The 22,338-nt window shown below is 46.9% G+C and carries 19 protein-coding genes and 1 pseudogene; 14 read left to right on the forward strand and 6 right to left on the reverse strand.

The window, feature by feature from the left end:
• Nucleotides 1-392 precede the first annotated feature (392 nt).
• The 3 genes and pseudogenes from IM638_12680 to IM638_12690 all read right to left on the reverse strand — a co-directional run bounded on the left by IM638_12680 (nucleotide 393) and on the right by IM638_12690 (nucleotide 3,426).
• Entirely contained in the window at nucleotides 393-1,463 is a 1,071-nt protein-coding gene (locus IM638_12680) for an ABC transporter permease (GenBank protein ID MCA6363887.1), read from the reverse strand.
• 1,139 nt (nucleotides 1,464-2,602) lie between these two features.
• A pseudogene (locus IM638_12685) lies at nucleotides 2,603-2,740 on the reverse strand (DoxX family protein).
• A gap of 140 nt (nucleotides 2,741-2,880) precedes the next feature.
• Nucleotides 2,881-3,426, reverse strand: coding sequence for a DUF1599 domain-containing protein (locus IM638_12690; GenBank protein ID MCA6363888.1), 546 nt, complete (start codon nucleotides 3,424-3,426; stop codon nucleotides 2,881-2,883).
• 14 nt (nucleotides 3,427-3,440) lie between these two features.
• On the opposite strand from IM638_12690, the gene folP reads away from it, so the two are divergent.
• Nucleotides 3,441-4,295, forward strand: a complete 855-nt coding sequence (gene folP, locus IM638_12695) for a dihydropteroate synthase (GenBank protein MCA6363889.1) — start codon at nucleotides 3,441-3,443, stop codon at nucleotides 4,293-4,295.
• A gap of 89 nt (nucleotides 4,296-4,384) precedes the next feature.
• On the opposite strand, the gene IM638_12700 is transcribed toward folP, so the two are convergent.
• Nucleotides 4,385-5,125, reverse strand: coding sequence for an outer membrane beta-barrel protein (locus IM638_12700; GenBank protein ID MCA6363890.1), 741 nt, complete (start codon nucleotides 5,123-5,125; stop codon nucleotides 4,385-4,387).
• A 133-nt stretch (nucleotides 5,126-5,258) separates the two neighbouring features.
• Between IM638_12700 and IM638_12705 the strand changes: the two genes are divergently transcribed.
• Nucleotides 5,259-5,795, forward strand: coding sequence for an RNA methyltransferase (locus tag IM638_12705; GenBank protein ID MCA6363891.1), 537 nt, complete (start codon nucleotides 5,259-5,261; stop codon nucleotides 5,793-5,795).
• Nucleotides 5,796-5,831: 36 nt separating this feature from the next.
• Here the strand turns inward: IM638_12705 and IM638_12710 are convergent, their stop codons facing one another.
• Together IM638_12710 and IM638_12715 are read right to left on the reverse strand one after the other, a co-directional pair.
• The gene (locus tag IM638_12710) at nucleotides 5,832-6,584 is read right to left on the reverse strand and encodes a carboxypeptidase regulatory-like domain-containing protein (GenBank protein ID MCA6363892.1); all 753 of its coding nucleotides are present in this window, start codon (nucleotides 6,582-6,584) and stop codon (nucleotides 5,832-5,834) included.
• A gap of 161 nt (nucleotides 6,585-6,745) precedes the next feature.
• Nucleotides 6,746-8,353 carry a PHP domain-containing protein gene (locus tag IM638_12715; protein ID MCA6363893.1) on the reverse strand — a complete coding sequence of 536 codons (1,608 nt, stop codon included), beginning with the start codon at nucleotides 8,351-8,353 and terminating at the stop codon, nucleotides 6,746-6,748.
• Between the two features lie 281 nt (nucleotides 8,354-8,634).
• On the opposite strand from IM638_12715, the gene IM638_12720 reads away from it, so the two are divergent.
• From IM638_12720 to IM638_12775, 12 genes are all read left to right on the forward strand, one after another.
• Nucleotides 8,635-11,175 (forward strand): T9SS type A sorting domain-containing protein, encoded by a 2,541-nt coding sequence (locus IM638_12720; protein MCA6363894.1) that lies wholly within the window; start codon nucleotides 8,635-8,637, stop codon nucleotides 11,173-11,175.
• A 147-nt stretch (nucleotides 11,176-11,322) separates the two neighbouring features.
• On the forward strand, nucleotides 11,323-12,594 hold the full coding sequence (locus tag IM638_12725) for a hypothetical protein (protein MCA6363895.1): 1,272 nt from the start codon (nucleotides 11,323-11,325) through the stop codon (nucleotides 12,592-12,594).
• Between the two features lie 16 nt (nucleotides 12,595-12,610).
• Complete coding sequence (locus tag IM638_12730; GenBank protein MCA6363896.1) at nucleotides 12,611-13,417, forward strand: N-acetylmuramoyl-L-alanine amidase; 807 nt, start codon at nucleotides 12,611-12,613, stop codon at nucleotides 13,415-13,417.
• Nucleotides 13,418-13,852: 435 nt separating this feature from the next.
• Complete coding sequence (locus IM638_12735) at nucleotides 13,853-15,289, forward strand: hypothetical protein (protein MCA6363897.1); 1,437 nt, start codon at nucleotides 13,853-13,855, stop codon at nucleotides 15,287-15,289.
• Nucleotides 15,290-15,331: 42 nt separating this feature from the next.
• Entirely contained in the window at nucleotides 15,332-15,925 is a 594-nt protein-coding gene (locus tag IM638_12740) for a DUF4255 domain-containing protein (protein MCA6363898.1), read from the forward strand.
• Nucleotides 15,926-15,927: 2 nt separating this feature from the next.
• The gene (locus IM638_12745) at nucleotides 15,928-17,034 is read left to right on the forward strand and encodes a T9SS type A sorting domain-containing protein (GenBank protein ID MCA6363899.1); all 1,107 of its coding nucleotides are present in this window, start codon (nucleotides 15,928-15,930) and stop codon (nucleotides 17,032-17,034) included.
• A gap of 344 nt (nucleotides 17,035-17,378) precedes the next feature.
• Nucleotides 17,379-18,809 (forward strand): phage tail sheath family protein, encoded by a 1,431-nt coding sequence (locus IM638_12750; protein ID MCA6363900.1) that lies wholly within the window; start codon nucleotides 17,379-17,381, stop codon nucleotides 18,807-18,809.
• A gap of 35 nt (nucleotides 18,810-18,844) precedes the next feature.
• Nucleotides 18,845-20,206 (forward strand): phage tail sheath family protein, encoded by a 1,362-nt coding sequence (locus IM638_12755; protein ID MCA6363901.1) that lies wholly within the window; start codon nucleotides 18,845-18,847, stop codon nucleotides 20,204-20,206.
• A gap of 50 nt (nucleotides 20,207-20,256) precedes the next feature.
• Nucleotides 20,257-20,697 carry a phage tail protein gene (locus tag IM638_12760; GenBank protein MCA6363902.1) on the forward strand — a complete coding sequence of 147 codons (441 nt, stop codon included), beginning with the start codon at nucleotides 20,257-20,259 and terminating at the stop codon, nucleotides 20,695-20,697.
• Nucleotides 20,698-20,788: 91 nt separating this feature from the next.
• The gene (locus tag IM638_12765; GenBank protein MCA6363903.1) at nucleotides 20,789-21,262 is read left to right on the forward strand and encodes a phage tail protein; all 474 of its coding nucleotides are present in this window, start codon (nucleotides 20,789-20,791) and stop codon (nucleotides 21,260-21,262) included.
• A 48-nt stretch (nucleotides 21,263-21,310) separates the two neighbouring features.
• Entirely contained in the window at nucleotides 21,311-21,472 is a 162-nt protein-coding gene (locus tag IM638_12770; GenBank protein MCA6363904.1) for a hypothetical protein, read from the forward strand.
• A gap of 3 nt (nucleotides 21,473-21,475) precedes the next feature.
• Nucleotides 21,476-22,303: a LysM peptidoglycan-binding domain-containing protein gene (locus IM638_12775; protein MCA6363905.1), complete on the forward strand. Its 828-nt coding sequence runs from the start codon at nucleotides 21,476-21,478 to the stop codon at nucleotides 22,301-22,303.
• Nucleotides 22,304-22,338: the final 35 nt, after the last annotated feature.

Below are 22,338 nucleotides of genomic sequence, written 5' to 3' on the forward strand. Positions count from 1 at the left end.
TGATTTAGCAGGACACGTAAACTGCACCATTCTATAAACACAGTGATCGCATAATATCCGGTTTTAGCAGGACACGTAAACAGCGTCCCTTCGACAAGCTCAGGGATCGCAATATGGTTGATTTAGCAGGGCACGTAAACTGTACCCTTGTATAAACACAGTGATCGCACAATATCCGGTTTTAGCAGGACACGTAAACAGCGTCCCTTCGACAAGCTCAGGGATCGCAATATGGTTGATTTAGCAGGACACGTAAACAGCGTCCCTTCGACAAGCTCAGGGATCGCAATATGGTTGATTTAGCAGGACACGTAAAAAGATCAGCTTCTGGCTGTGAAAAAAAAAAGAAGAATGCTCCTGTCAGGTCGAGCGGAGCCGAGACCAGGCAGGAGTTAACTCACCCGCACCCTCGGATCGAGGAATCCATAACTGATGTCCACCAGTAAATTCAGGATCACAAACATGATCGAAAACACCAGTGTGCTGCCCATCACCACGGGTAAGTCGTAATTCATAAGTGCCTGCACCACTTCGTTGCCAATGCCTTTCCAGTCGAAAATGGGTTCAACCAGTGCGGCACCTGCCATTAAGCTGGCCAGCCAGCCGGAGATGGATGTGACTACCGGGTTCATGGCATTTTTGAGGGCGTGCTTGAAAATTACTTTCGTGCGGCTGAGCCCTTTGGCGTGTGCGGTGCGGATGTAATCGTGCGAAAGTACTTCGAGCAGGCTGCTGCGGGTAAGTTGGGTAATGAGTGCCAGCGGACGGATGCCAAGCGTAATGGCAGGAAGAATAAGGTTTTGCAGCTGCAGCGATTCATCCACCGGATCAAAAAGGCTGCCCGCGTTTTTGAGCCCGGTTATTTCCTTGAGCAGATAGCCAAATACCCAAGAAATAATGAGCGCGTAAAAGAACGATGGCCCCGCAGTACCCAACGTGGAAAACACCGCAATAATCCGGTCAATCCACGTGTTTTTATTGAGCGCGCCCACAATACCCAATGCAATCCCAAATACCGACGCAATGATCATGGCGGCAAAAGCCAGCACAATGGTTTCGGGCAGCGTTTCGAGAATGATTTCCGACACCGGCCGCCGGTCGTGATACGAGCGGCGGAGATAGGGCATTTTTAACACCAGCTCGCGCCCGCCGCCCACACTGAAGAGTTGCAGCGGCTGCCCGTATTTTACGGTATCCAAATAGTAGCTGTCTTTCCGGTTTTCGGGATGATGAACGGATACGAATGAAATATCATTCAGAAACATCAGGTACTGCTTGGGCAGCGGCTGATCGAGTCCGAGATCCTGACGGATAATAGCCACCGAAGCCGAATCGGTATGCTGGCCCATTTGCATCCGCGCCGGATCGCCGGGCAATACATTAAACATCAGAAAAACAACTGTAAGCACCCCGAACAATACGAGGATGCCATACAACAGTCGTTTTATGATGAACTTCAGCATCAGGGCTTATTCAGATAGTCGGTGCCGGGAAAATCATTGATGTGCCACATGTTCACTACTACGCCGTGGTAAACCTGCACCAGACCGGGATTTGAACGCACTACGGTTTTCAGCGCCGTGCCATCAGCCGCATACACGGGGAACGTGGCGCCGGTTTTCTGGCGGAAAGCGGTTACCTGTTCGGCAGAAGCCGAACTCAGGGCGTAGAACGGAATGCCTTTGGCCGCGCAGGCTGCTGCAAATGCATTCACTTCCTGCATGCGTGAGAGATCAGCCTTTTCAATGTCATACATCACCAGCATGTAGGAGTGGCGGTTCTGTGTATCAAAAAGCTGTTTATTTATCTCCTCACCGGTTTCGGGATTGGTGATGTTGAAATCGCCGATAGAGGCGGCACAATTGCCCTTGCGTAGTACCTCGTCGTGGCGGCAGTAATATTCCCAGATGGAATCAGAAGGATAGTTTGAAATTTCAAATGCTCCGATGGTATCGGCTACCGTATTTCTGAGATAGTAGGTAATATGAATGGAATCAGATACACAGCCGGTTTCTTTCGGATTTTTATTTTTTGAGGCGGTAAGTATGTGCGTACCTATTTTGTATGGACGGAAATCAATAACCGGAAGGTGCTGCCAGGTATAAACCGGAAAGGCAAACGAGAGAAAGCTGCCAATACCAATAAGACCGGCCATGAAGATGGTGTTTTTGAAAAGCGGTTTGAGGTGCTTTTCGCCGGCGAAGAGTATGGCAATGAGAATGAGCAGAATAAGGTCTTTCCAGAACGATTGCCACGGTGTAAGTTTAATGGCATCGCCAAAGCAGCCGCAGCTGGTTACCTTGTTGCAGCAGGCCGAATAGAAGGTGAGGAAGCTGAAAAACACAATCATGGCCAGCAGCAGCCACAAGGTCCACCTTACCTGAAAGCCCAGCAGCAGAAAGAGCCCCAGCACAATTTCGGCTCCGCAAAGCACAATGGCAAGCAGGAGCGAGTGGTGGGCAAAGAATTCCCACATGGGCTTGAAACTGCTTTCGGGCGCGGGAGTTTTGGCTGCAGCATTGGCGGCCTGCTCTTCCTTCACACACGGAATACCGGCTTTGGCATCGCCCGCCACTTTCATATCGCAGCTGAAACCGGCGCCAAACACCTCAAAATATTCTTCCAGCTTGTAGCTGAAGCCCACCGGATCATTGGCCTTAATAAATCCCGAAAAAATAAACAGCCCGCCCACCGCCAGCCGCGCCAGCTGCGTAAGAATGGGCACACGACCGAAGATCATGTCGAGATTTACAATGAGCACCAGTCCAAGCAGCACCAGACCGAGTGTAATCCGGTTGAAGCAGGGCGGGCAAATGAAAAAGAGAATTGCGGCGATGAATACCGACACGCCTAAGCGAAACCAGCGGGATTTGAGCAGGTTCATAGTGTTCCTTCTGAGAAGCGGATGAGTACGAAAATAGAATAATTGATGATATCGAAGTAGTTTCCGTCCACACCTTCCGAAATAAGAGTGCTGCCGTTGTTATCTTCGATCTGTTTGATCCGCAATAATTTTGCCAAAATCAGATCGGTGAGCGAACTAATTCGCATTTCGCGCCAGGCTTCGCCGTAATCGTGGTTTTTATCTTCCATGAGGGCTTTTGCCTGTGCGGCGTATTTATCGTAAAGGGCGTTGGCTTCGGCTTCGGGCAGGTCGAGGCGGGTGTCGGCGGCCAGTTCGAGCTGAATGAGGGCCATGATGCTGTAATTAACCAGCGCCACAAACTCGCCCCGCACATCGTCAGCTATTTTTTGCGTGCCTTTTTCCTGTATGGTGCGCACGCGGCGGGCTTTGATGAAAAGCTGGTCGGTGAGCGAACTCGGACGGAACACCCGCCAGGCCGTGCCGTAATCGCGCAGCTTTTTGGCGTAGATGTCGCGGCAGATGGCTATACTTGCGTCGTATTGTTGCGACGTGTTTGACATAACGGAATAAAGGAATGACGAAGCCCGAAGATACGCACTTTAAGCTCACCGCAAACGGCCGGGTGCTTGCTTTGCAAAAGCCGGTGGTGATGGGCATATTAAACCTCACGCCCGACTCATTTTTCGATGGCGGGCGCTACACCACGGCCGATGCGGCGCTGGCCCAGACCGAGCGCATGGTGGCCGAAGGTGCGGCCATAATTGATCTCGGCGCGGTAAGCACACGCCCCGGCTCCCAGGCACCCGACGAGGCCGAGGAGTGGCGGCGTATTTACGAAGTGTTGCCCCTGCTTCGCCGGCGTTTCCCGCACATCTGGCTTTCGGCCGATACGTACCGGGCTTCGGTGGTGCAGAAAGCTGCTGCTGAGGGCATCGACATGATTAACGATATTTCCGGCGGCGGCATGGATGCGGCGCTGATGCAGGCCGTGGCACAAACCGGGCTGCCCTACATTCTCATGCACATGCAGGGCACACCCGCCACCATGCAGCACGAGCCACACTACAACAATGTGGTGGCCGAAGTGAGCCGGTGGTTCGATGAAAAAATCGCTATACTGCAAGCGCAGGGCATCACGCAACTAGTGCTCGACCCCGGTTTCGGATTTGGCAAAACCGTTGAGCATAATTTCCAGTTGCTGGCCGCACTGCCTCAGTTTGTGCAAAAAGGCTTTCCGCTGCTGGCCGGCATCTCACGCAAGTCGATGCTTACCAAACTCCTGAGCATAAAAAAAGAAGAAGCGCTCAACGCTACCACCGCTGCAAATACGCATGCGCTGCTGGGGGGCGCACACATTTTACGCGTACATGAGGTGAAAGAAGCCGTGCAGGCGATAGAAATTTTTGAAGCGATAAAGAAGTTCAGCTGATTCTGAATTTCAATTTTAACTATTCAAATAATCAAATAACAAAAACGTCCCGGACAATTCTGCCCGGGACGTTTTTATTTATTTGCTGTTTACAGGTTGATATGCAAACCAATGCTGTAATGGTTGAGTGAAGGGCCGGCGTTATCGCGGAATACTTCAGAAAGGGCGTAGTTTGCAAAAAGTGTGTATTCGCCATAACCGATGCGGGCGGTGAGTCCGTAGCGGAAAGGATTGATGTTGAAATCATCTTTCACTTTGCGCTCCTGCGTTTGTCCGTCCATTTCATATTCCTGCTTCAGGCGGTTTTCAAACACATTGTAGCTGAACAAACCGCCGGCGGCTACATGGAAAGAGCGGTGGTGATTGTTGTTGTTTGTATTAAATTCAAGCATGAGCGGCACATTCACATAAAACATTTTCAGTTTGTTTTTGGTGTAGTCGCGTGTTTCAATGGTTGCTGCAACGCGGTTGGTATCGGCAATAAGGCTGGCGTTGTTGCGGAATGCGTAGCTGTTCCATTCCATGCCGAAACCGGTTACCAGATTTACGTTGTTGCGGTAAATGTGAAAATTATGCTGCCAGATGTTCAATGCAAACACATGCGAACGGGCGTAATCGAGTTCAAGGAACTCATAACCGGCAGGCAGACCGAGTGTGCGCTGCGGATTGGCAAAGCCCACCATACCTATATCCAATCCCTCCCAGAAGTGATAATTGTCTGAACGGTCGTAACGGTATGTTTTGGTAGAATCATCGCAGGCCGCAAAAGCGGAAGTTCCGGAAGCAAAAAAGGCGGCAGCGAGAAGCAATTGGCGTACTACTGATTTCATGACTTTATTTATTTAAGTAGTTAGTGTCGGTTTGTTTTGAATGTGACGGGGAGGTTTTGCCATAAGTTACAGCCGGGGGCTAAATTTTTTAGCTTGCATTGCCGTAAGCCTTACTTGACGCATCTTTGCAGTCATGAACAGAAAGCTCACCACCGGGGAGATGGGGCGAAAATCAGTTGATGAATTTCGTCAGGCCGGAAAAACACCATTGATTTTTGTGCTCGATAATGTGCGGAGTGCGCTGAACACAGGTTCTGTGTTTCGTACGGCCGATGCGTTTCTGCTTCATGAACTGGTGTTGTGCGGCTACACGGCCACACCGCCCCACCGCGAATTACAGAAAACCGCGTTGGGCGCTGCCGACACGGTGAGCTGGCGGCATTTTGAGCATACAGCTGATGCTGTGGAACAACTTAAACAGGAAGGCTGGACAGTAGTTGCCGCTGAGCAAACTGCACAAAGCACGGCTCTGGACCAATGGCCGGTAACGCCCGGACAGAAACTTGCCGTTGTATTTGGCAACGAAGTGGAAGGCGTGCAGCAGGATGTAATTAACTGCTGCGCTGGCACGCTCGAAATTCCTCAGCACGGGGCCAAGCATTCGCTCAATATTTCTGTTTGTGCGGGAATAATGGCATGGGAACTCAGCCGAAAACTGAATACGCAGTAATTTACACATAAAGCCCCGGCAAAAGCGCGAAGCAGGCTATTGCGAGTTATGCATCCGATTGTGCAGTATGCTTTGCAAACGGGGAGTGGCAGCAGGTGGGGGTGGTGTTTGCTTTTTGGCCGGCACAGAATCACTGCCTGCTTTTGCAGCAGCGCGCAATGAATCACGGCGTGCGGCCTCACGTTCGGCTGTTTGGCGGCGCTCTTCGGCGCGGCGAAGGGCGTAATACTCGTTATACATCTTTTGCAAATCGCCGTTTACTTTGGCGGTGTATTCTTTATCGTAATCAAAATCCTTGCTCAGCGGCCGGTAACGGATGCGCGAAATCGGTTTGCTCAGCACCGATACATCCAGCTTTTCAATCTTCTCGAAAATATCAATATTAAAGGTAAACGTAAATACTTTCCGGTCTTCGGCAGGTACATACGTTTCCACGCGAATTAGTTTTTTCACATAGCCCGGTTTGGAAATGGAAATGGTAAACGAGCGGCCAAGCGGAAGTTTAAACGCCAAACGCCCCTTGCTGTCTGAAAACCCTTCGATGCAAACCTTGTTTTGCTGGTTTATTACTTGTACAACAGCACTATCAAGTACCTGTTTTTCGTCGTCGCGCTGTTCGCCTTTCCACTCCATAATTTTTCCGCGCAGTTCGAGATAATATTCCGCATCACCCAGTAAGGTGTCGGGCAATAAATTTGCTTTTGCATGAAGCCGGGTGGTGCTTACGAGCGCGCATAGCATTAGCAACGGCAATAGCCGCTGTAAGTTGCTGAGGGGCAGTTTTTTCATGGGTCGGTTCCTTATTGCAAATATACCAGCCATGGTTATGGTTTTAACACTGATCATAGGTATTCAGTGAAAACCAAATTGATGCCCAAAATTAAATAATTGATAATCAGCAATTTAATTAGTCGTCTCAATGTCTGATTTTCCCGATTTCGGAAAGCTGTCTATTTTCTGGCCAGCCAGTTTTCAAATTCGGTGAGCGATTTAGCGTTGAGGCAATGTTCGGCGGAGAGCATGCCTTTGCGGGCGGCTGCCACGCCCCACTGCACATCGCGCAGGCCGTCTGTGGCGTGTGCATCGGGGTTGATGCTGATAAGTACATTTTTTTCGAGGCAATACGGAATCCAGCGCCAGTCGATATCGAGGCGCCAGGGATGTGCATTGAGTTCGATGGCTACGCCGTTTGCAGCACAGGCGTCGATTACCATTTCGTGGTCTATCGGGTAGCCCTCGCGCGAGAGCAGGAGGCGGCCAGTGGGGTGGCCGAGAATGCGGGTGTATGGGTTTTCGATGGCTTTGAGCAGGCGGCGTGTGGCTTTTTCCTTATCCATTTTCAGGCCGCTGTGTACCGAGGCCACAATGAAATCGAACTGTTTCAGCAGGTCATTATCGTAGTCGAGGCTGCCATCGTGCAGAATATCGGACTCAATGCCTTTGAAAATTTTAAAGCTTCCGTTGTATTGTGCATTGAGGCTGTCTATTTCGGCAAACTGTTCAAGCACGCGTTCGGGCTTCAGGCCTTGCGCATAGAAAGCCGATTGCGAATGGTCGCAGCAGCCGTAGTAGCTGAAGCCGAGTTGCTGAGCGGCTTTTGCCATTTCGGCCAGTGTGTGTACGCCATCGCTGTAGGTGCTGTGGTTGTGCAGGTTTCCGCGCAGGTCGGCTACGGTAATGAGCGTGGGTAGTTTGCCGGCCGCCGCCAGCGCCAGTTCGCCGCGTCCTTCGCGGAGTTCGGGGGCAATTTCGGGCAGGCTGAGCGCGGTAAAGATTTCGGCTTCAGTAGTGGCTGCGGGCGGTATGTGCAGCTGTTGCCGTTCGAGCTGCAGCAGAAAATCGGGTGCGGCAGTGGTGCGGAAAAGCACGGCTGCAAATTCTTCCGCTTTACAGATGTGCACCGTAACCGGCAGCTGAAGAGTGTTAGTGGTGAGTTCGTAATTCACGGGCGCATCGGTTTGCGCCACCAGTTCAATGCTGTCAATCACTTCCACGCAGCGGCGCACGGCACCTGTAATTTCCACGCGGGCAATGCCTGAACTGAGCAGTGTGTTTTTTACGGCTTCGGCTACAGGCAGGGCAGAGGCGTAGTGAAATTTGCCCCTGCTGCTGAGCTTGAACTCAATGGCTTTTTTTACCTGCTCCTGTGTTTTGGCACCGAAGCCCTTGAGGTCAGTCAGCCGGTTTTCGAGGCAGGCGTACAAAAGCTCACCCGGCGATTCGGCACCGAGTTCGTGCCAGAGCTGCGCCACTTTCTTGGGGCCTATGCCTTTAATATCGAGCATTTCCACCACACCCGGCGGCGTTTTCTCAAGCAGTGCCGCAAGCTCGGCCGTAGTACCGGTGTGCTGAAGCTCCACAATTTTTGCCGCAATGCTTTTGCCGATACCTTTAATCGCCTCCAGCTCTTCAAGCGATTTTCCGCTCAGCTCCATATTGGTTTTATCAAGCGTGTAGGCAGCACTGCTCAGGGCTTTTACCTTAAACGGATTTTCGCCGTGCAGTTCCTGCAGCTGTGCGGTAAGTTTCAGGGCTTCGGCTATGGCTTCGGTGGTCATTTATTTTTGATTGCGATGTGTGGCAAAGATGCAGAGTTTTTGATTGACAACCGAAATTCTCACCGTTCAATACCTCTTACAGAGAATAAGTGAAAATAGCCACTTACAAAACAGGGTTATATTTTCTCCCAGCCAGTTGTATCTTTAAACAAAAAATAACCCTATGAGATAAAACAAATCACTTTTACTGTTTCTAATAGTGATTTGAGAAAGTACGCGGGCTTTTTCAATTATTTAATCTCAATACTTTCGGTAGCGAGAGGATGTTCAAAATTCAAACTATGAAAAAAATAATATCAATAACGTGTGCATTAATTGTTGTAAATATTTGTAAAGCACAGTATGTTCCTATCCCCGATACGGCATTCGTTAATTTTTTACAGAGTACGTTCCCACTCGCTATGGCTGGAAATATGATGGATACCACAAGCCCATGGATAATAAATCCTGGGGCAATTTTTATTAATAATTCAAATATTAAGGATATTACAGGTATAAGATATTTTGATAATTTAACTGTATTGGATTTGAGTCGAAACGATTCTCTGCGGCGTATTTCTGAACTGCCTCCTTCTCTATTAGGGTTATATCTATACGATACGCCGATTGATTCATTACCTGCATTACCTGCAAATCTTATAAATTTAGAATTACGGAATGCCAACATAATTAATTGGCCTGCATTTCCGCCTAATTTATCTACTTTTGTTTGTGATACTTGTGGTCTTTCTGTTTTGCCGCCATTACCCACCACCCTTGGGATACTTCGGGTTGTTGCTAATTCATTAACATCAATTCCGTCGACATTTACATCATTAATCGGATTGAATGTAAGTGATAATCAACTTACTAGTCTGCCTCCACTGCCACCAACTTTAACAAGTTTTATATGTTCTGATAATCAATTAACCTCTATCCCAGCTCTTCCACCACCTGTATATGGGTTTGATTGTTCTCGTAATCCAATTAATGTACTGCCTTCATTATCGATTGCTTTACAAGGGCTTTCTTGTAGTGGATGTGGGTTAACCAGCTTGCCTGCACTGCCACCAAATGTTGTAGTGCTGGATGCTTCAAATAATTTCATACAACAGTTACCTGTATTGCCTAATGGTATTCAACATCTTCTTGTTTCTAACAATCAAATTACATCGCTCAGCTCACTTCCTCAGAGTTTAATTAAATTAGATTGCTCCAATAATTTAATTACACAGATTGACTCTTTCCCACAAAATTTGTACTACTTGGATTGCAGTAATAATCAACTTGGTTGTTTGCCTCAGTTACCGGATCGTGTAGGTTTTGAAACAGGCCGATTGCTTCCCAATCCAGTAGTTTGTTTACCTAATTACACAAGTTGGATGGTTGGCGAACCTTCATTATTCTCAATTCCACTTTGTTTACCTATGAATGTGAATAATTGTCCAACAGTGAGTGCTATTTATGGCTCCACTATTTTAGATATAAATAATGATTGTATTGGGGATAACAATGATTCATTATTAAACGGAATTCCATTAACTCTGTACAACTCTGCTGGGACCCAGATCGCTCAAACATCGTCGTCAACAATTGGGAATTTTATTTTTACGGTACCGATTGGTGCGTATGAACTCTCTGTTGATACAACAGGATTATCCTTTTTTAATTCATGTCCCGGCGGCTTAACCCGGAATTTATCACTTACAACATCAACGCCAATAATCCAAAACGAAAATTTTCAGCTTTTCTGTAATGGGAGTTATGATCCGGGCATAAAGACTGGAATAAGAACAGGCTTGGTATTTCCGTCTTTGAATCATGAAGTCAGGTTTGTGGCAGGTGATCTTTCTCAACTTTACGGTGCTTCGTGTGGTGCAGGAAATTCAGGTCAGATAATTATAAATTTTACTGGGGCAGTAAGTTACCAAGGTAATATTCCAGGTTGTCTGATACCAGTAGTTTCCGGAAACTCACTCACATATAACATCTCTGATTTTGCATTTTTTGACACTCAAAATGCGATAGGACTTATCTTTCAAACTGATCAAACCGCACAGATTGGAGATACTATTTATTTTTCAGTAATTATTTCGGGTACCGGCATAGATGCTAATCCATCCAACAACATATTTTACTTCGAATACCCGGTGGTTAATTCGTATGATCCAAATATGAAGGAGGTTTTTCCTTCTGTAGTTCAACCGGGCTATTTTGATTATTTACTATATACTGTACATTTTCAGAATAACGGAACGGCACCCGCATTAAATATTTCAGTTGTAGATGAGCTCAGTGCTATGTTGGATTCATCCACATTTGAATTTATTTCGGCCAGTCATAATTATACATGGACATTGACAGGTCGTAGATTAAGTGTTTTATTTAAAGATATTAATCTTGTAGATAGTGCTACTAATTATTCCGGATCACAAGGCTGGTTTCAGTTTAAAATTAAACCTTCGTCGGTTTTTCCCGGAGGCACAATGATCCCAAACTATTCAGCAATTTATTTCGATTTTAATCCACCAATTTATACTAATGTGGCTGAGGTGAATTATTCACTTCCGATAGGTATTAGTAATACAGATTTTCATAAAGAATTTATATTCTTCCCTAATCCCGCATCTGATAATATTACTGTTGTGTTTCCAGAATACATCGAACCTATTACACAAATTACGATCTCTGATTTTGCCGGCCGAATTTGTTTAACTGAGCAGGTGAATGCAACTGGTTCTGTTGTCGTTTCAACCGAGAAACTTGATCCCGGTTGTTATATCATAAATGCACATATAAATGGAATTCGCTTTTCGCAGCCAATAATTATTAGCAGAAATTGATTGTAAACTAAATCTGTTAATAACTCTCCAGCTGTGAAAGCCTTGCAAATAGTGTAAAAAATATACCCCGGGTATTTTTCCCGGATAATAAAATTTGCAGATCAGGAGTTTGTCATTGTACTTTGGTGCCAATCAACCCTTATACATATGCAAACCAGACTTCTTTTCTTGTTGTGCCTGTTTTTGGCGGGAACAATTTTGCAGGCACAAAACACAACTACGCCTCCGGTTAATCCCGATTCGTTGAAGAACGCAATTCTTCAGCAGTCTGATTCTTCTGTAAATGCAAAGCTGAATCCGATTATCTCGCAACTTCAAAAAACAACGCAAAGCATCAATCGTCTTGGCAACTATATTGCCCCTGGTCTTGATGCCGGAACGTTACTTACATCCGTATGGCTGGATTCTTCAAAAAATACAGAAGTGATTGAAGTGTTTAACACAGGTTCGCGTCTGAGTCCGGCAGAAAGGAAACAGGGTGGATTACAATCGTTCGTGTCTGTCCGATTAAATCAACGTGCCGAATGGCTGCGCGACCCGAAATGGCGAAAAGATCTGTGTCTTGTCATTAACGGCATGCCCCTGCCCGAAGTGCGTCCGCTGTTCTTCAACAACGATTCAATTTTTACGTTTTATCTTGAACGAGGTGATTCATCCACCAACCAGATAGCCTGGGATATCATCCAGCAAATTATTGATTACAAAATTACCCGTGATGTAAAACTTAGTATCGGTACACCGGTGCTTCCGGCGCTTCCTGTTCGGAATACCGACAGTACCGGCTTTACGTTTATCATCATTTACAAAATCGGATTGATCGCCTTTGGTATAGTGGCAGTAGCGATGATTGTTCTTTTGTTCCGCTTCCGTAAATCGCAGTTGTTCCGCACCTCTGCGGTTGACGAGACTGGCAAACTCACCGAAGGCATGTACAGTCTGGCCAAAGTGCAGCTGGCATTCTGGACTGTGATCATTATTCTTTGCGAAACCTATATCTGGTGCATCACCGGTGCATTGCCCGATTTGAGTGCATCTTCCCTTGTACTTCTGGGTATCAGCGTAGGCACCACTGCACTTTCCAATGCAGTAGGTTATGCGAATGAGTTGAAGCCTCAGCCAACCACCGGAAGTTTCTGGCGGGATATTATTACTGATTCTGCCGGTGTGCCTTCCATCCACCGCATGCAGATGGTAATCTGGACTATTCTCATCGGGTTTTATTTTGTGCGCGAGTCGTGGCTGCATTTCTCCATGCCCAATGTGAGCGAAAATATGCTTATTCTCATGGGCATCAGTTCCGGTACTTATGTAGCCTTCAAAACGCAGGAACCCAAAGGAAAAGCCACACCTGCCAATCCGGCTGCACCGGCCAATCCGCAGGATGTGAATGTAAATGACGACGAACCGGCCGCAGGCTGATAAAACCCCGTAAGCAATGAGCACTTCATTCACACAAAAATATCCCATTATTGCCCGCTACATTGATGCGCCCAGCAAACGCCGCTCAGGCCGACTGATCAACAAAGTGGTATTCATTGTAGCGCACGATACGGGCAACCCACGCTCCACTGCCGCGCAGAATGTGCGGTACTATCAAAACTCCAAAAACGACATGAGTGCTTCGGCGCACATATTTGTCGATGACAAGGAGATTATTGAATGCGTGCCTGCACTCACAGGCACGCCGGAAAAAGCCTGGCACGTACACTATAATGTAACAACCGATAATCAGCTCTATGGTGTAAATGCCAATGATTCGGCTATTGGTGTGGAGTATTGTTATGGCGGCACAATAAATGCCGATGAGGCTTACAACCGCTACGTGTGGGTGCTGGCCTACATTTGCTGGAAGTTTAATCTTGATCCGTCAAAATGCATCACCGGACATTTCTTTCTTGACCCGAAACGCAAAACCGATCCGGTGAGCGGACTCGCTCAAAGCCGCCGTACCTATGAACAGCTGCTGCGCGATGTGGTGGAAGAGTACAAGGAATGTACCGGTGCTGAGCTTCCCGCCCCCGAGCCTGTAAGCCAATGGCCCGTTTCACTTAAAGCCACCGTAAAACTCAATATCCGGAAAGACAAACCGGGAACACGTTCGCCCATTGTGCAAACTGTAGCCGCAGGCACGCTCCTCACTGCCACCGCCGAAGTAACCGGCGATTCCATTAACAATAACAACAAATGGTATGTGGATGCAAAAGGGAACTTTTTCTGGAGCGGCGGAGTAGTGAAGGTGTAAATTACGATAATGAAGAATAAAAAAGCGACCTTTTGGGGTCGCTTTTTTATTTAATATATATATGGTATATTTTTGGTTATCGTTGATAACAATATAAATATTAAATAGAACATAATTTTCGGTTGCAGTCGTTTGAAAACGCATAAATTCTTACTTTTTGTTAATTTGGAAAAAAGCGTAAACAAATAACTACGGTATCAACGAATTTATTATCTGTAAATTTTTGCCGTTTTTAAAATACTTAAAATGCTTATAATGAGCAAAAAGACGTTTTTAAAAGTGCCAAAAGGTCTGTAAATTTTTGAGAAAATTCCTCTTGACTTTCGCTTTTCCCGAAGCCAAATTTGCATTGTCAGTATGTACTGAGTAACCCCGGCTTCCAACTTTGTTTTTTTGATAGCCGATATTAAGTATCAAGTAAAAAGCAATTTCGTCATGCCCCTTTTATCAAAAGACCTCTTAAAAACCTTCTTCGAATCGGGCGATCGTCCTACTTCGGCGCAGTTTGCAAGTTTAATTGATTCGATGATGCACCTGTATGACGACAGGCATCGGATTGGTTTGCGTGTGTATGATGCAACGCGCTCATACATTCCAGGTGATACGACTTTATTCGACAATAGTTTGTTTGTGTGTACCACAGAAACCACCGGCAATTTTCAGCCAGCTCACTGGCAGCCGGTAATGTCGGCCGGAGCGGTAACATACATGGGTACGTGGAATGCGCAAACAAACACGCCTTCGCTCACAAGCAATACCGGTGTAAAAGGCCAGTATTATGTGGTTACGGTTTCGGGCAGCACTTCCATAAACGGCATCAGCGACTGGCAGGTGGGCGACTGGATTATTTACAACGGTAGTCAGTGGCAGAAGGTTGATAACACTGATTCGGGGGCATCGCTCACTGCGGCGCAGGTAGTTTTTACGCCTACGGGTGTAATTACCGAAACCAATGTGCAGGCTGCACTTGCACAATTACTGACGTGGACAACCACACAGCTTGCCGGCAAAACGGATGCATTTTCGGGCACTACAGGCAATGTGGTTTCGTTTGATGTTCAGCAGCGGCCGGTTGACAGCGGTTTGAGCTTAAACCTTGTTCCGCGTTTGAGCGGAGGCACAGCCACCAGTGGTAATTTCATTTCAGGCATGGGTGGTAATCAGGTGCAGGATTCGGGTGTAAACGCTGGCAGTTTTATGCTGTCATCTGCTACCGCTTCTGATATTCCGGCCACTGCAATGTCTCCGTTATCGGCAACCAATGTGCAGGGGTTGTTTGATGAAGTAGGAGGTTTGCTCTTGCCTAAAGTGACCGGAGCAGTGAGCGGTAATATTCCGCTTCTCACTTCCGTCGGCACTTTATCTGACTCAGGAAAAAAGCCGGCAGATTACATCGCTTTCAACAATACCACAGCGTTTACACCTTCTGCCGATTTTCATCCGGCTACAAAAAGGTATGTGGACGAAAAGGCGAGGAACAGAGTGATGATTCCATTTATGACCACCGGCGCAGGCACATCGGTTACCACTACAAGCTGGGCGCGTTTCGGTGTGTTTGTTCTTGGCGATCATGCGGATATGTATCCGGAGGCAACCTCTGTGGGAATTCGTGTACGATTTGCCTATCGCTTAGCGGCCTCTACTACCGGCGATTTTGCACTTTCACTTGATACCGCAGTTACGCCCGCCACGTTTGTTTCGCAAACGCTTACATCGCTGAGTGTAGTTACTCCCGTAACCCGGACCAATCTCACCGAAGAGTTTGTAATCAGCAATAATGCCAATACACTTATTTCCATAATTGGCCGCAAACCCACAGGTACAGGCACGCTGGCAATTCACGGAGCCACACTTTTTCTACGATTCTTTTAAGCAATAAATGATAATTCAGTTTTTGAGATGATTAATCAAGCCATGAAATTTCTTACGGATGAGTTGAACGACTACCTCGGCGTACAGGCCACCACGTTGTCGCAACCTCCTCAGATAAAACTTTCGAACGTAGCCGATGCCGACGGGAAGGTGGTAATTCCGTCTAACACGCTGGGTATTTCACTGATCAACGTAGAAGAAGAACGTGTAATGAAAGACCAGCGTACATCGGGCCGGGCGCTTAACGGCGATGTAGAGTATTTCAATCCTGAGCTGCGTTTGAATTTGTATGTACTTATTTCGGCCAATTTCATCGGATCGAGCGGAGGCAGCAATACCGTGGCGCCGGAATATGAAGAAGGGCTGAAACAGCTTTCGTATGTAATCGGCTTTTTTCAGGGGCGCAATGTATTTACTACTGATAATTCGCCCACGCTGGATGCATCGGTAAAAAAACTGATTGTGGAGTTGTATTCGTTCAGTTTCGAGCAGCAATATAATTTCTGGTCGGTGGTGGGTGCCAAGTATATGCCTTCGGTGCTTTACCGGGTGCGTATGCTTACTTATCAGGAAAAACGTGTGAATGGCGTGCAAACGCCTATCGGAACCATTGATCTATCTCTTAATCAGCGTTAGTTATGAGCATTCTCACCTATCATAAAGCATTCAGCATACAACTCCGGCACGAGTATTTTACCGATGAGTTTGCCGTAAACTCGCGCGTAAGCATTGAGCCAACTGCTTCGTGCGAAGAATTGCTTGCACGCGGACGTATGGTGTTTCGCAACACAGGCAAAGGCGCTATGGTAATGTATCGTTCCACATCGGCCACATCCGGCACACCTTCGGTGGAGTTGAAAGGGAAACAGATCTTCAACTTCAAACTGAAACTGAACGACACCACTGAATTTCTGAATGTAACCGATATGGATCTTGGAACGACCACTTATTCGCCCGAGAACCCCGTATTGTTGAAATACACGGCCAATCCGCCGTCATCACAAGTGTCGCTTTCGGTTGAATTTACGGATGGTTACCGTTCACCGCGTTTCAGTGAATTGTTTTCGTTAACCGGAGGCAGTAATACGGTAGAAGTGTTCGACATAACCGGCACACTGGTTCAAACACAAACCATCACCTCTGGCATTGCCGCTTCACGTCAGGTATTGATTGATTTGTCGGAACAGCCGGCCGGTTATTACGAAGTACGTTTTACAGATTCGACCAGCGCGGTAACCAGTCGCCGCTATTTTGTGGGCGATGATATTCAGGCAGGTGAAGTGCTTGCGATGATTTCTATCTGTTATCCGCTGGGCACACCGGCGCCCTTATACACCAACAATGCGGTGTTTGATTACGAGTTTCTGGCCAAACAACTGCCCTGGAAGTTTTACATACTTCCCCGCTTTATCGAAAGCAGTTATTTCGATGAAGGCAATAAACCTACTATTGATGTGACTGAACTAACGGTTGGTGCTCCTTCCATTGTGTTTGCTGCGCTTAACAATTCACGCCCGGTTTCGTCAATTACTATCGGAGGTATTAACCCGATAGTCTTTCAATCGGCACAAAATATTCCTTTGCGCGAAGAAAGGCAATACCGTTTCACATTGAACAGCTATAAAAACCCCACCAGTACTCAACTCATCAATTCACTTCCACAACCCGATCACTCACGCCCGTCATCCAATCCCGATGTAAAAGAAATTTTCTACTACCTCGACCGGCTGATGATTCCTGTATGATCAATTTTTCTCTGAAACTCAAATAACCCTGAATACCCCTGTAACCTCACTCATTTCAACGTAACTAATTCTATCACAATATGGCAATTAATCAAACCACACCCGGCGTGTATATCCGGGAAGTAAGCACGCTTCCGCCATCGGTGGCGCCGGTTTCTACGGCAGTTCCGGGCTTTGCGGGCTATACGGAGAAAGGCCCTTTGAATACGCCTACCCGCATTACGTCGATGCTTGAATTTGAGCAGATTTTTGGCGGTGCGTTTGTTGAGGATTTTAACGTAAACTCAACGTCACTTGTCGTTACAACAGTAAACGGAAATTCAGAGTACTGTTTGTATTACCATATGCAGTTGTATTTTGCTAATGGTGGTGGGCCTTGCTGGATATCATCAGCCGGTGATTATGACAAGAGTATTCAAACCCTGGTTTCTACAGAAATTGTAGCTGCGCTTGCGGCTTTTCGTCAAATTGATGAAGTCACACTTCTTGCAGCTCCCGAGTATGGTACATCTTCCACTTCGCCGGCAAACAGCTACATTGAAATGCTTAATCAGGCTTCCGCATTGCAGGACCGTTTTGCGATTCTGGATGTGAAGCACGATACAAATGCAACAACTTCTGCATCAGCGTTTCGAGGATTGTCGCTTACCAATCTCAAGTATGGAGCTGCTTATTATCCGCCGCTGAATACTGGTTTTAATTATCGTTATACTGATCTGTCGGTTAAAGTAACGGGTGTGCCCGCAATATTGGTTCCCGAATACAGTCGTCTTGATTTAATAAATAAAGGCACAGGTAATTCGCATAAAGTAGAGATTCCTGCTACAATTAATACGGCAACCAATACAACTGCATTAACAATAACTGTTGGCACTGTTACTGAGGTTTTTACTGCTGTTACTGATTTTGCAGTTACCAATGCCACAGTTGCCTATGATGCACTTACGACACTTATCCGTAACAGGGCTTCTCTGCTTGATAAAATTATTGTGGTTGATGATTACTCAGCACCTTCTCCCAATGATTTCCTTTTCGTAATCACAGCTGTTGGAAACGGAGTATCAGTTAATGTAACGGGAACTGGTTTGCTTGCCACTCAGGTAAATACGTTAACTACAAATCCGGCGCCTGTTACACTTGCTGCAAATCCTGCACTCTATCGTTCGGTTATTGCAGCATTGAACAAACAAACAATTACGCTTTCTCCCTCGGCCGCTATTGCCGCAGTTTATGCTTCTGTTGACCGCGACCGCGGTGTGTGGAAAGCGCCGGCCAATGTATCGCTCAACGCCGTAATTCAGCCCGCAGTGATGCTGAATGATGCTGATCAGAGCGGACTGAATGTGGATGCGGTTTCGGGTAAATCAATCAACGTGATCCGCCAGTTCTCGGGCAAGGGCAATCTGGTGTGGGGCGCACGTACGCTTGCCGGCAACGATACCGAGTGGCGTTATGTAAATGTGCGCCGGTTGTTCTGTTATGCCGAAGAGAGCATTAAAAAAGCCATAGAGCAGGTGGTGTTTGAGCCAAACGACAGGCAAACCTGGAATCGTGTGCGCACCATGATTGGCAATTTCCTCACCAACCTCTGGCGCGATGGTGGTTTGGTAGGCGCAACACCCGATCAGGCTTTCTACGTGCGTGTGGGACTTGGCGAAACCATGACCGAGCAGGATTTGCTCGACGGCCGCCTTGTAGTAAAAATTGGCATGGCTGCCTCACGCCCGGCAGAATTTATCGAACTCCAATTCTCGCATGTATTGCAGCAAGGCTAATTCAATTCATCAGTAACCAAATAAACTAAAATAGTATGTCAAACAACACAACTCCCGGCGTATATATCCGGGAAATTGCAACACTTCCGCCCTCGGTGGCGCCGGTGGCAACGGCTGTGCCGGCTTTTATCGGTTATACTGAAAAAGGTCCGCTTAATCAGGCTGTGCGTGTATCGTCGCTTCTTGAATATGAAGCCACATTTGGCGGCGCAAAGAAATATGGAATCACCGTTAATCTTGTTTCCGGTGTAATGACAGCTTCTTTGTCAACCGTTACAGCTAACCTGAAACACAACATGTACTACAGTCTGCAGATGTACTTTGCCAATGGCGGAGGCCCCTGCTGGATTGTTTCGGTAGGCAGCTATACCGACACGATTGATGCCACAGATTATACCGGCGCTACAGCCGGATTTAATGTCATCTCAAAAATTGATGAACCCACATTGCTGGTATTTCCTGACGCGGCTAATCTTGCTGCAGCTACTTATGGGCCAATCGTAATTAGCGCACTTGCGCAATGCAATACCCTTCAGGATCGTTTTGTGATTGCTGATTATGTAGGTGCTGATTTCGGTAATACTGACCTTACTGCTTATCGCACAGCAGTTGGCACATCAAATCTCAAATATGGTGCAGCTTACGGCCCTGATCTGAAAACATCGTTGAATTATTCATATGATGAAACAGGTGTTACACTCACCGGTACAGGCTGGCAGGGAACCGCAAATTCGCTGGATGATCTTTCGGCTGCCGGTTCCAGCACCAATCTCGATCAGTATGCCAAAGCGAAGACTGCAATTGCCCAACTTAGCGTTACACTTCCGCCTTCCGGCGCCATTGCAGGCATTTACGCTTCGGTTGACCGCGACCGCGGGGTGTGGAAAGCGCCGGCCAACGTATCGCTTGCCAATGTAATTGCGCCCACGCTTTTTGTGACCGATGCCGATCAGGGTTTGATGAATGTGGATGCCACTACTGGCAAATCCATCAATGCTATCCGCTCGTTTACCGGTAAAGGCACTTTGGTGTGGGGCGCCCGTACACTGGCCGGTAACGACAATGAGTGGCGCTATGTAAACGTGCGTCGCCTGTTCAACTTTGCCGAGGAGAGCATCAAAAAAGCAACCGAGTTTTCGGTGTTTGAGCCTAACGACCGCAATACATGGACACGCGTGCGTACCACCATTACCAATTTCCTCACCAATCTCTGGCGAGACGGTGCGCTGGTAGGCGCTACACCTGAGCAGGCATTTTTTGTGGCTGTAGGTTTGGGCGAAACCATGACCGCGCAGGATATTCTCGAAGGCAAGATGATTGTGAAAATCGGTATTGCCGCTTCACGTCCGGCTGAGTTTATCTATCTGGAATTCTCTCACAAACTCCAGGAGGCGTAATCCAAACCAATTCAATCAAGTAACCACCCTTCTTAAAATATCCATTAATTATGGCTAACGAAAAAGAATATCCGATTGCCGTGTTCCACTTCAGCGTAGAGTGGGGCGGAAGCCGTGTCGGTTTTACCGAAGTGTCTGGTCTCACCAAAGAAGTGCAGGCCATTGAATACCGCGAAGGTCACAGCCCTGATTACATCGTAACCAAGATGCCGGGCATGCAGAAAGTGAACAACATCACCCTCAAACGCGGCATGTTTAAAGGCGACGGCGAACTGATGACCTGGCTCAAAACCGTGCAGCTCAACAAAATTGAGCGTCGTGATCTCACCATCAGTCTGCTCGACGAAACGCACCAGCCCGTTATGACCTGGCAGATTAAAGATGCCTGGCCGTGCAAGGTTGAAGGTCCCTCGCTCAAATCAACCGGCAACGAATTTGCCGTGGAAAGTGTGGAACTCTGCCACGAAGGCATCAACCTTATCGTAGCATAAGCTCTCCCGAAAACACGCCGGGCTGCGGTACTTGCAGCGCAGCCCGCGTGTTTATCCGATCAAAAAAAATCTCTTGTAAATACTCATTCACATGGCTACCTCGTATCCTCCGGTTGGTTTTCATTTTAAAATCAGTTTTGCCAATCAGCAAATTTCAGACGGCAATGTCTCTTTTATTCATGCTCAGGAAGTAAAAGGGCTTTCTGCGACTATTGAAACAGCCGAGACAATTAAGGAAGGCGGGGAAAACACGTTTGTACACAAGTTTCCCGGCCGGGTAACCTATTCGCCGATTACAATTGTAAGAGGTATGGTGTCGGGCTCTGCATTTGTGGACTGGGTAAAAAAAGCGGTGGAGCGTTATCAGTTTAGTCCGGTTGATTTGTTGGTTACGTTGCTCGATGAGCAGCATCAGCCATTAGAGTACTGGTATGTGGTAAATGCTTACCCGTCAAAAATAAGCACATCCGATTTCAATGCACAGGATAACAAAATTGTAATTGAAACGCTGGAACTTAATTATCAGTTTTTCCAACGGGGTAATGCAACCGGAAATAAATTCTAATCCTCGGGAATCCAATTTATTCAGCAAACTCTATAAATCCCTTATTCTATGCCGGTTGAAATACGCGAATTGATTGTAAAGGCAGTGGTGAACAACGAGGAGTTGAGCACTTCACCAAATGCTGTTGTAGTTCAGGCTGATCAGGCAGGCTTGATTGCCGAAGCAGTTGAACAATTAAAAAGAATGATGTCAGACTCTAAAGAACGATAAACGATGGCTAACCTTCCTTTTACTGATGCAATGTCGCGCAAGCTGGCGAAGATGACATTTATTCGTCTGGATTTAAAGAGTAGTATTTCCGGATTGAAGAGTGCTTTTGATGTTAAGTCATTTATTGAATCTGTGCCGGTTACTGGTTCACCATTCGATTTGTCTGATAAAATTAAATCGCCGGTTTTCACAGTAATGTACAACCCGGAATCATTCACGAGAAAATTAAAGAAAGAGGTAAGTAACAAAGATCAATCAGGGCCTGGGAATAAAACTGAATCTGAACAGATAAAACTCCTGAATGATGAACTTTCATTTAAACTCTTTTTTGATGCAACAGGTGCATCACCATCCGCCGGTATTGCCGGAAAAACTATTTCTTCGGCGTTGGCCGGTGCCGCCAATGGTGTGGATATACTGATTGAACAGTTTAAAAAAACTGTATTTGACACGGACAACGGTACACACACGGGAGGTCATGTGCTGATTATTTGGGGAGTGAACCGGTTTATGGGAAGAGTTACTTCGATGACCATTAACTATAAGTTATTTGATCGGGTTGGCAGACCGATCAGAGCAGAAGTGGATGTAACTGTTTTAGAAGATGATCCTACTGAAAGAATGAAACTGAAGGACATCTTTAATTCTCCGGATGTTACTAAAACATATACAGTAAAAGCGGGCGACACCCTTCCGCTCCTCGCGCAAAAAATGTACGACGATGAGTCGTTGTACCTCGAAATAGCCCGTATCAACGGACTCAGAAATTACAGGAAACTTTCTCCCGGACAGGTACTCGTATTTCCGCCCATAAAGAAGGAGGATTTGTAAGATGAATGCCAGTCGCAAAATACCCGGACATGAGA

The sequence above is a fragment of the Bacteroidota bacterium genome (assembly GCA_020402865.1).
Classification (GTDB): domain Bacteria; phylum Bacteroidota; class Bacteroidia; order Palsa-965; family Palsa-965.

Bases quoted from the DNA above. Each gene is read 5' to 3' on its own strand.
- IM638_12720 (MCA6363894.1), top strand. From the start codon at position 8,635: ATGAAAAAAATAATATCAATAACGTGTGCATTAATTGTTGTAAATATT.
- folP (MCA6363889.1), top strand. From the start codon at position 3,441: ATGACGAAGCCCGAAGATACGCACTTTAAGCTCACCGCAAACGGCCGG.
- IM638_12705 (MCA6363891.1), top strand. From the start codon at position 5,259: ATGAACAGAAAGCTCACCACCGGGGAGATGGGGCGAAAATCAGTTGAT.
- IM638_12735 (MCA6363897.1), top strand. From the start codon at position 13,853: ATGCCCCTTTTATCAAAAGACCTCTTAAAAACCTTCTTCGAATCGGGC.
- IM638_12680 (MCA6363887.1), bottom strand. From the start codon at position 1,463: ATGCTGAAGTTCATCATAAAACGACTGTTGTATGGCATCCTCGTATTG.
- IM638_12765 (MCA6363903.1), top strand. From the start codon at position 20,789: ATGGCTACCTCGTATCCTCCGGTTGGTTTTCATTTTAAAATCAGTTTT.
- IM638_12725 (MCA6363895.1), top strand. From the start codon at position 11,323: ATGCAAACCAGACTTCTTTTCTTGTTGTGCCTGTTTTTGGCGGGAACA.
- IM638_12710 (MCA6363892.1), bottom strand. From the start codon at position 6,584: ATGAAAAAACTGCCCCTCAGCAACTTACAGCGGCTATTGCCGTTGCTA.
- IM638_12700 (MCA6363890.1), bottom strand. From the start codon at position 5,125: ATGAAATCAGTAGTACGCCAATTGCTTCTCGCTGCCGCCTTTTTTGCT.
- IM638_12745 (MCA6363899.1), top strand. From the start codon at position 15,928: ATGAGCATTCTCACCTATCATAAAGCATTCAGCATACAACTCCGGCAC.
- IM638_12740 (MCA6363898.1), top strand. From the start codon at position 15,332: ATGAAATTTCTTACGGATGAGTTGAACGACTACCTCGGCGTACAGGCC.
- IM638_12760 (MCA6363902.1), top strand. From the start codon at position 20,257: ATGGCTAACGAAAAAGAATATCCGATTGCCGTGTTCCACTTCAGCGTA.
- IM638_12730 (MCA6363896.1), top strand. From the start codon at position 12,611: ATGAGCACTTCATTCACACAAAAATATCCCATTATTGCCCGCTACATT.
- IM638_12715 (MCA6363893.1), bottom strand. From the start codon at position 8,353: ATGACCACCGAAGCCATAGCCGAAGCCCTGAAACTTACCGCACAGCTG.
- IM638_12690 (MCA6363888.1), bottom strand. From the start codon at position 3,426: ATGTCAAACACGTCGCAACAATACGACGCAAGTATAGCCATCTGCCGC.
- IM638_12775 (MCA6363905.1), top strand. From the start codon at position 21,476: ATGGCTAACCTTCCTTTTACTGATGCAATGTCGCGCAAGCTGGCGAAG.
- IM638_12770 (MCA6363904.1), top strand. From the start codon at position 21,311: ATGCCGGTTGAAATACGCGAATTGATTGTAAAGGCAGTGGTGAACAAC.
- IM638_12750 (MCA6363900.1), top strand. From the start codon at position 17,379: ATGCAGTTGTATTTTGCTAATGGTGGTGGGCCTTGCTGGATATCATCA.
- IM638_12755 (MCA6363901.1), top strand. From the start codon at position 18,845: ATGTCAAACAACACAACTCCCGGCGTATATATCCGGGAAATTGCAACA.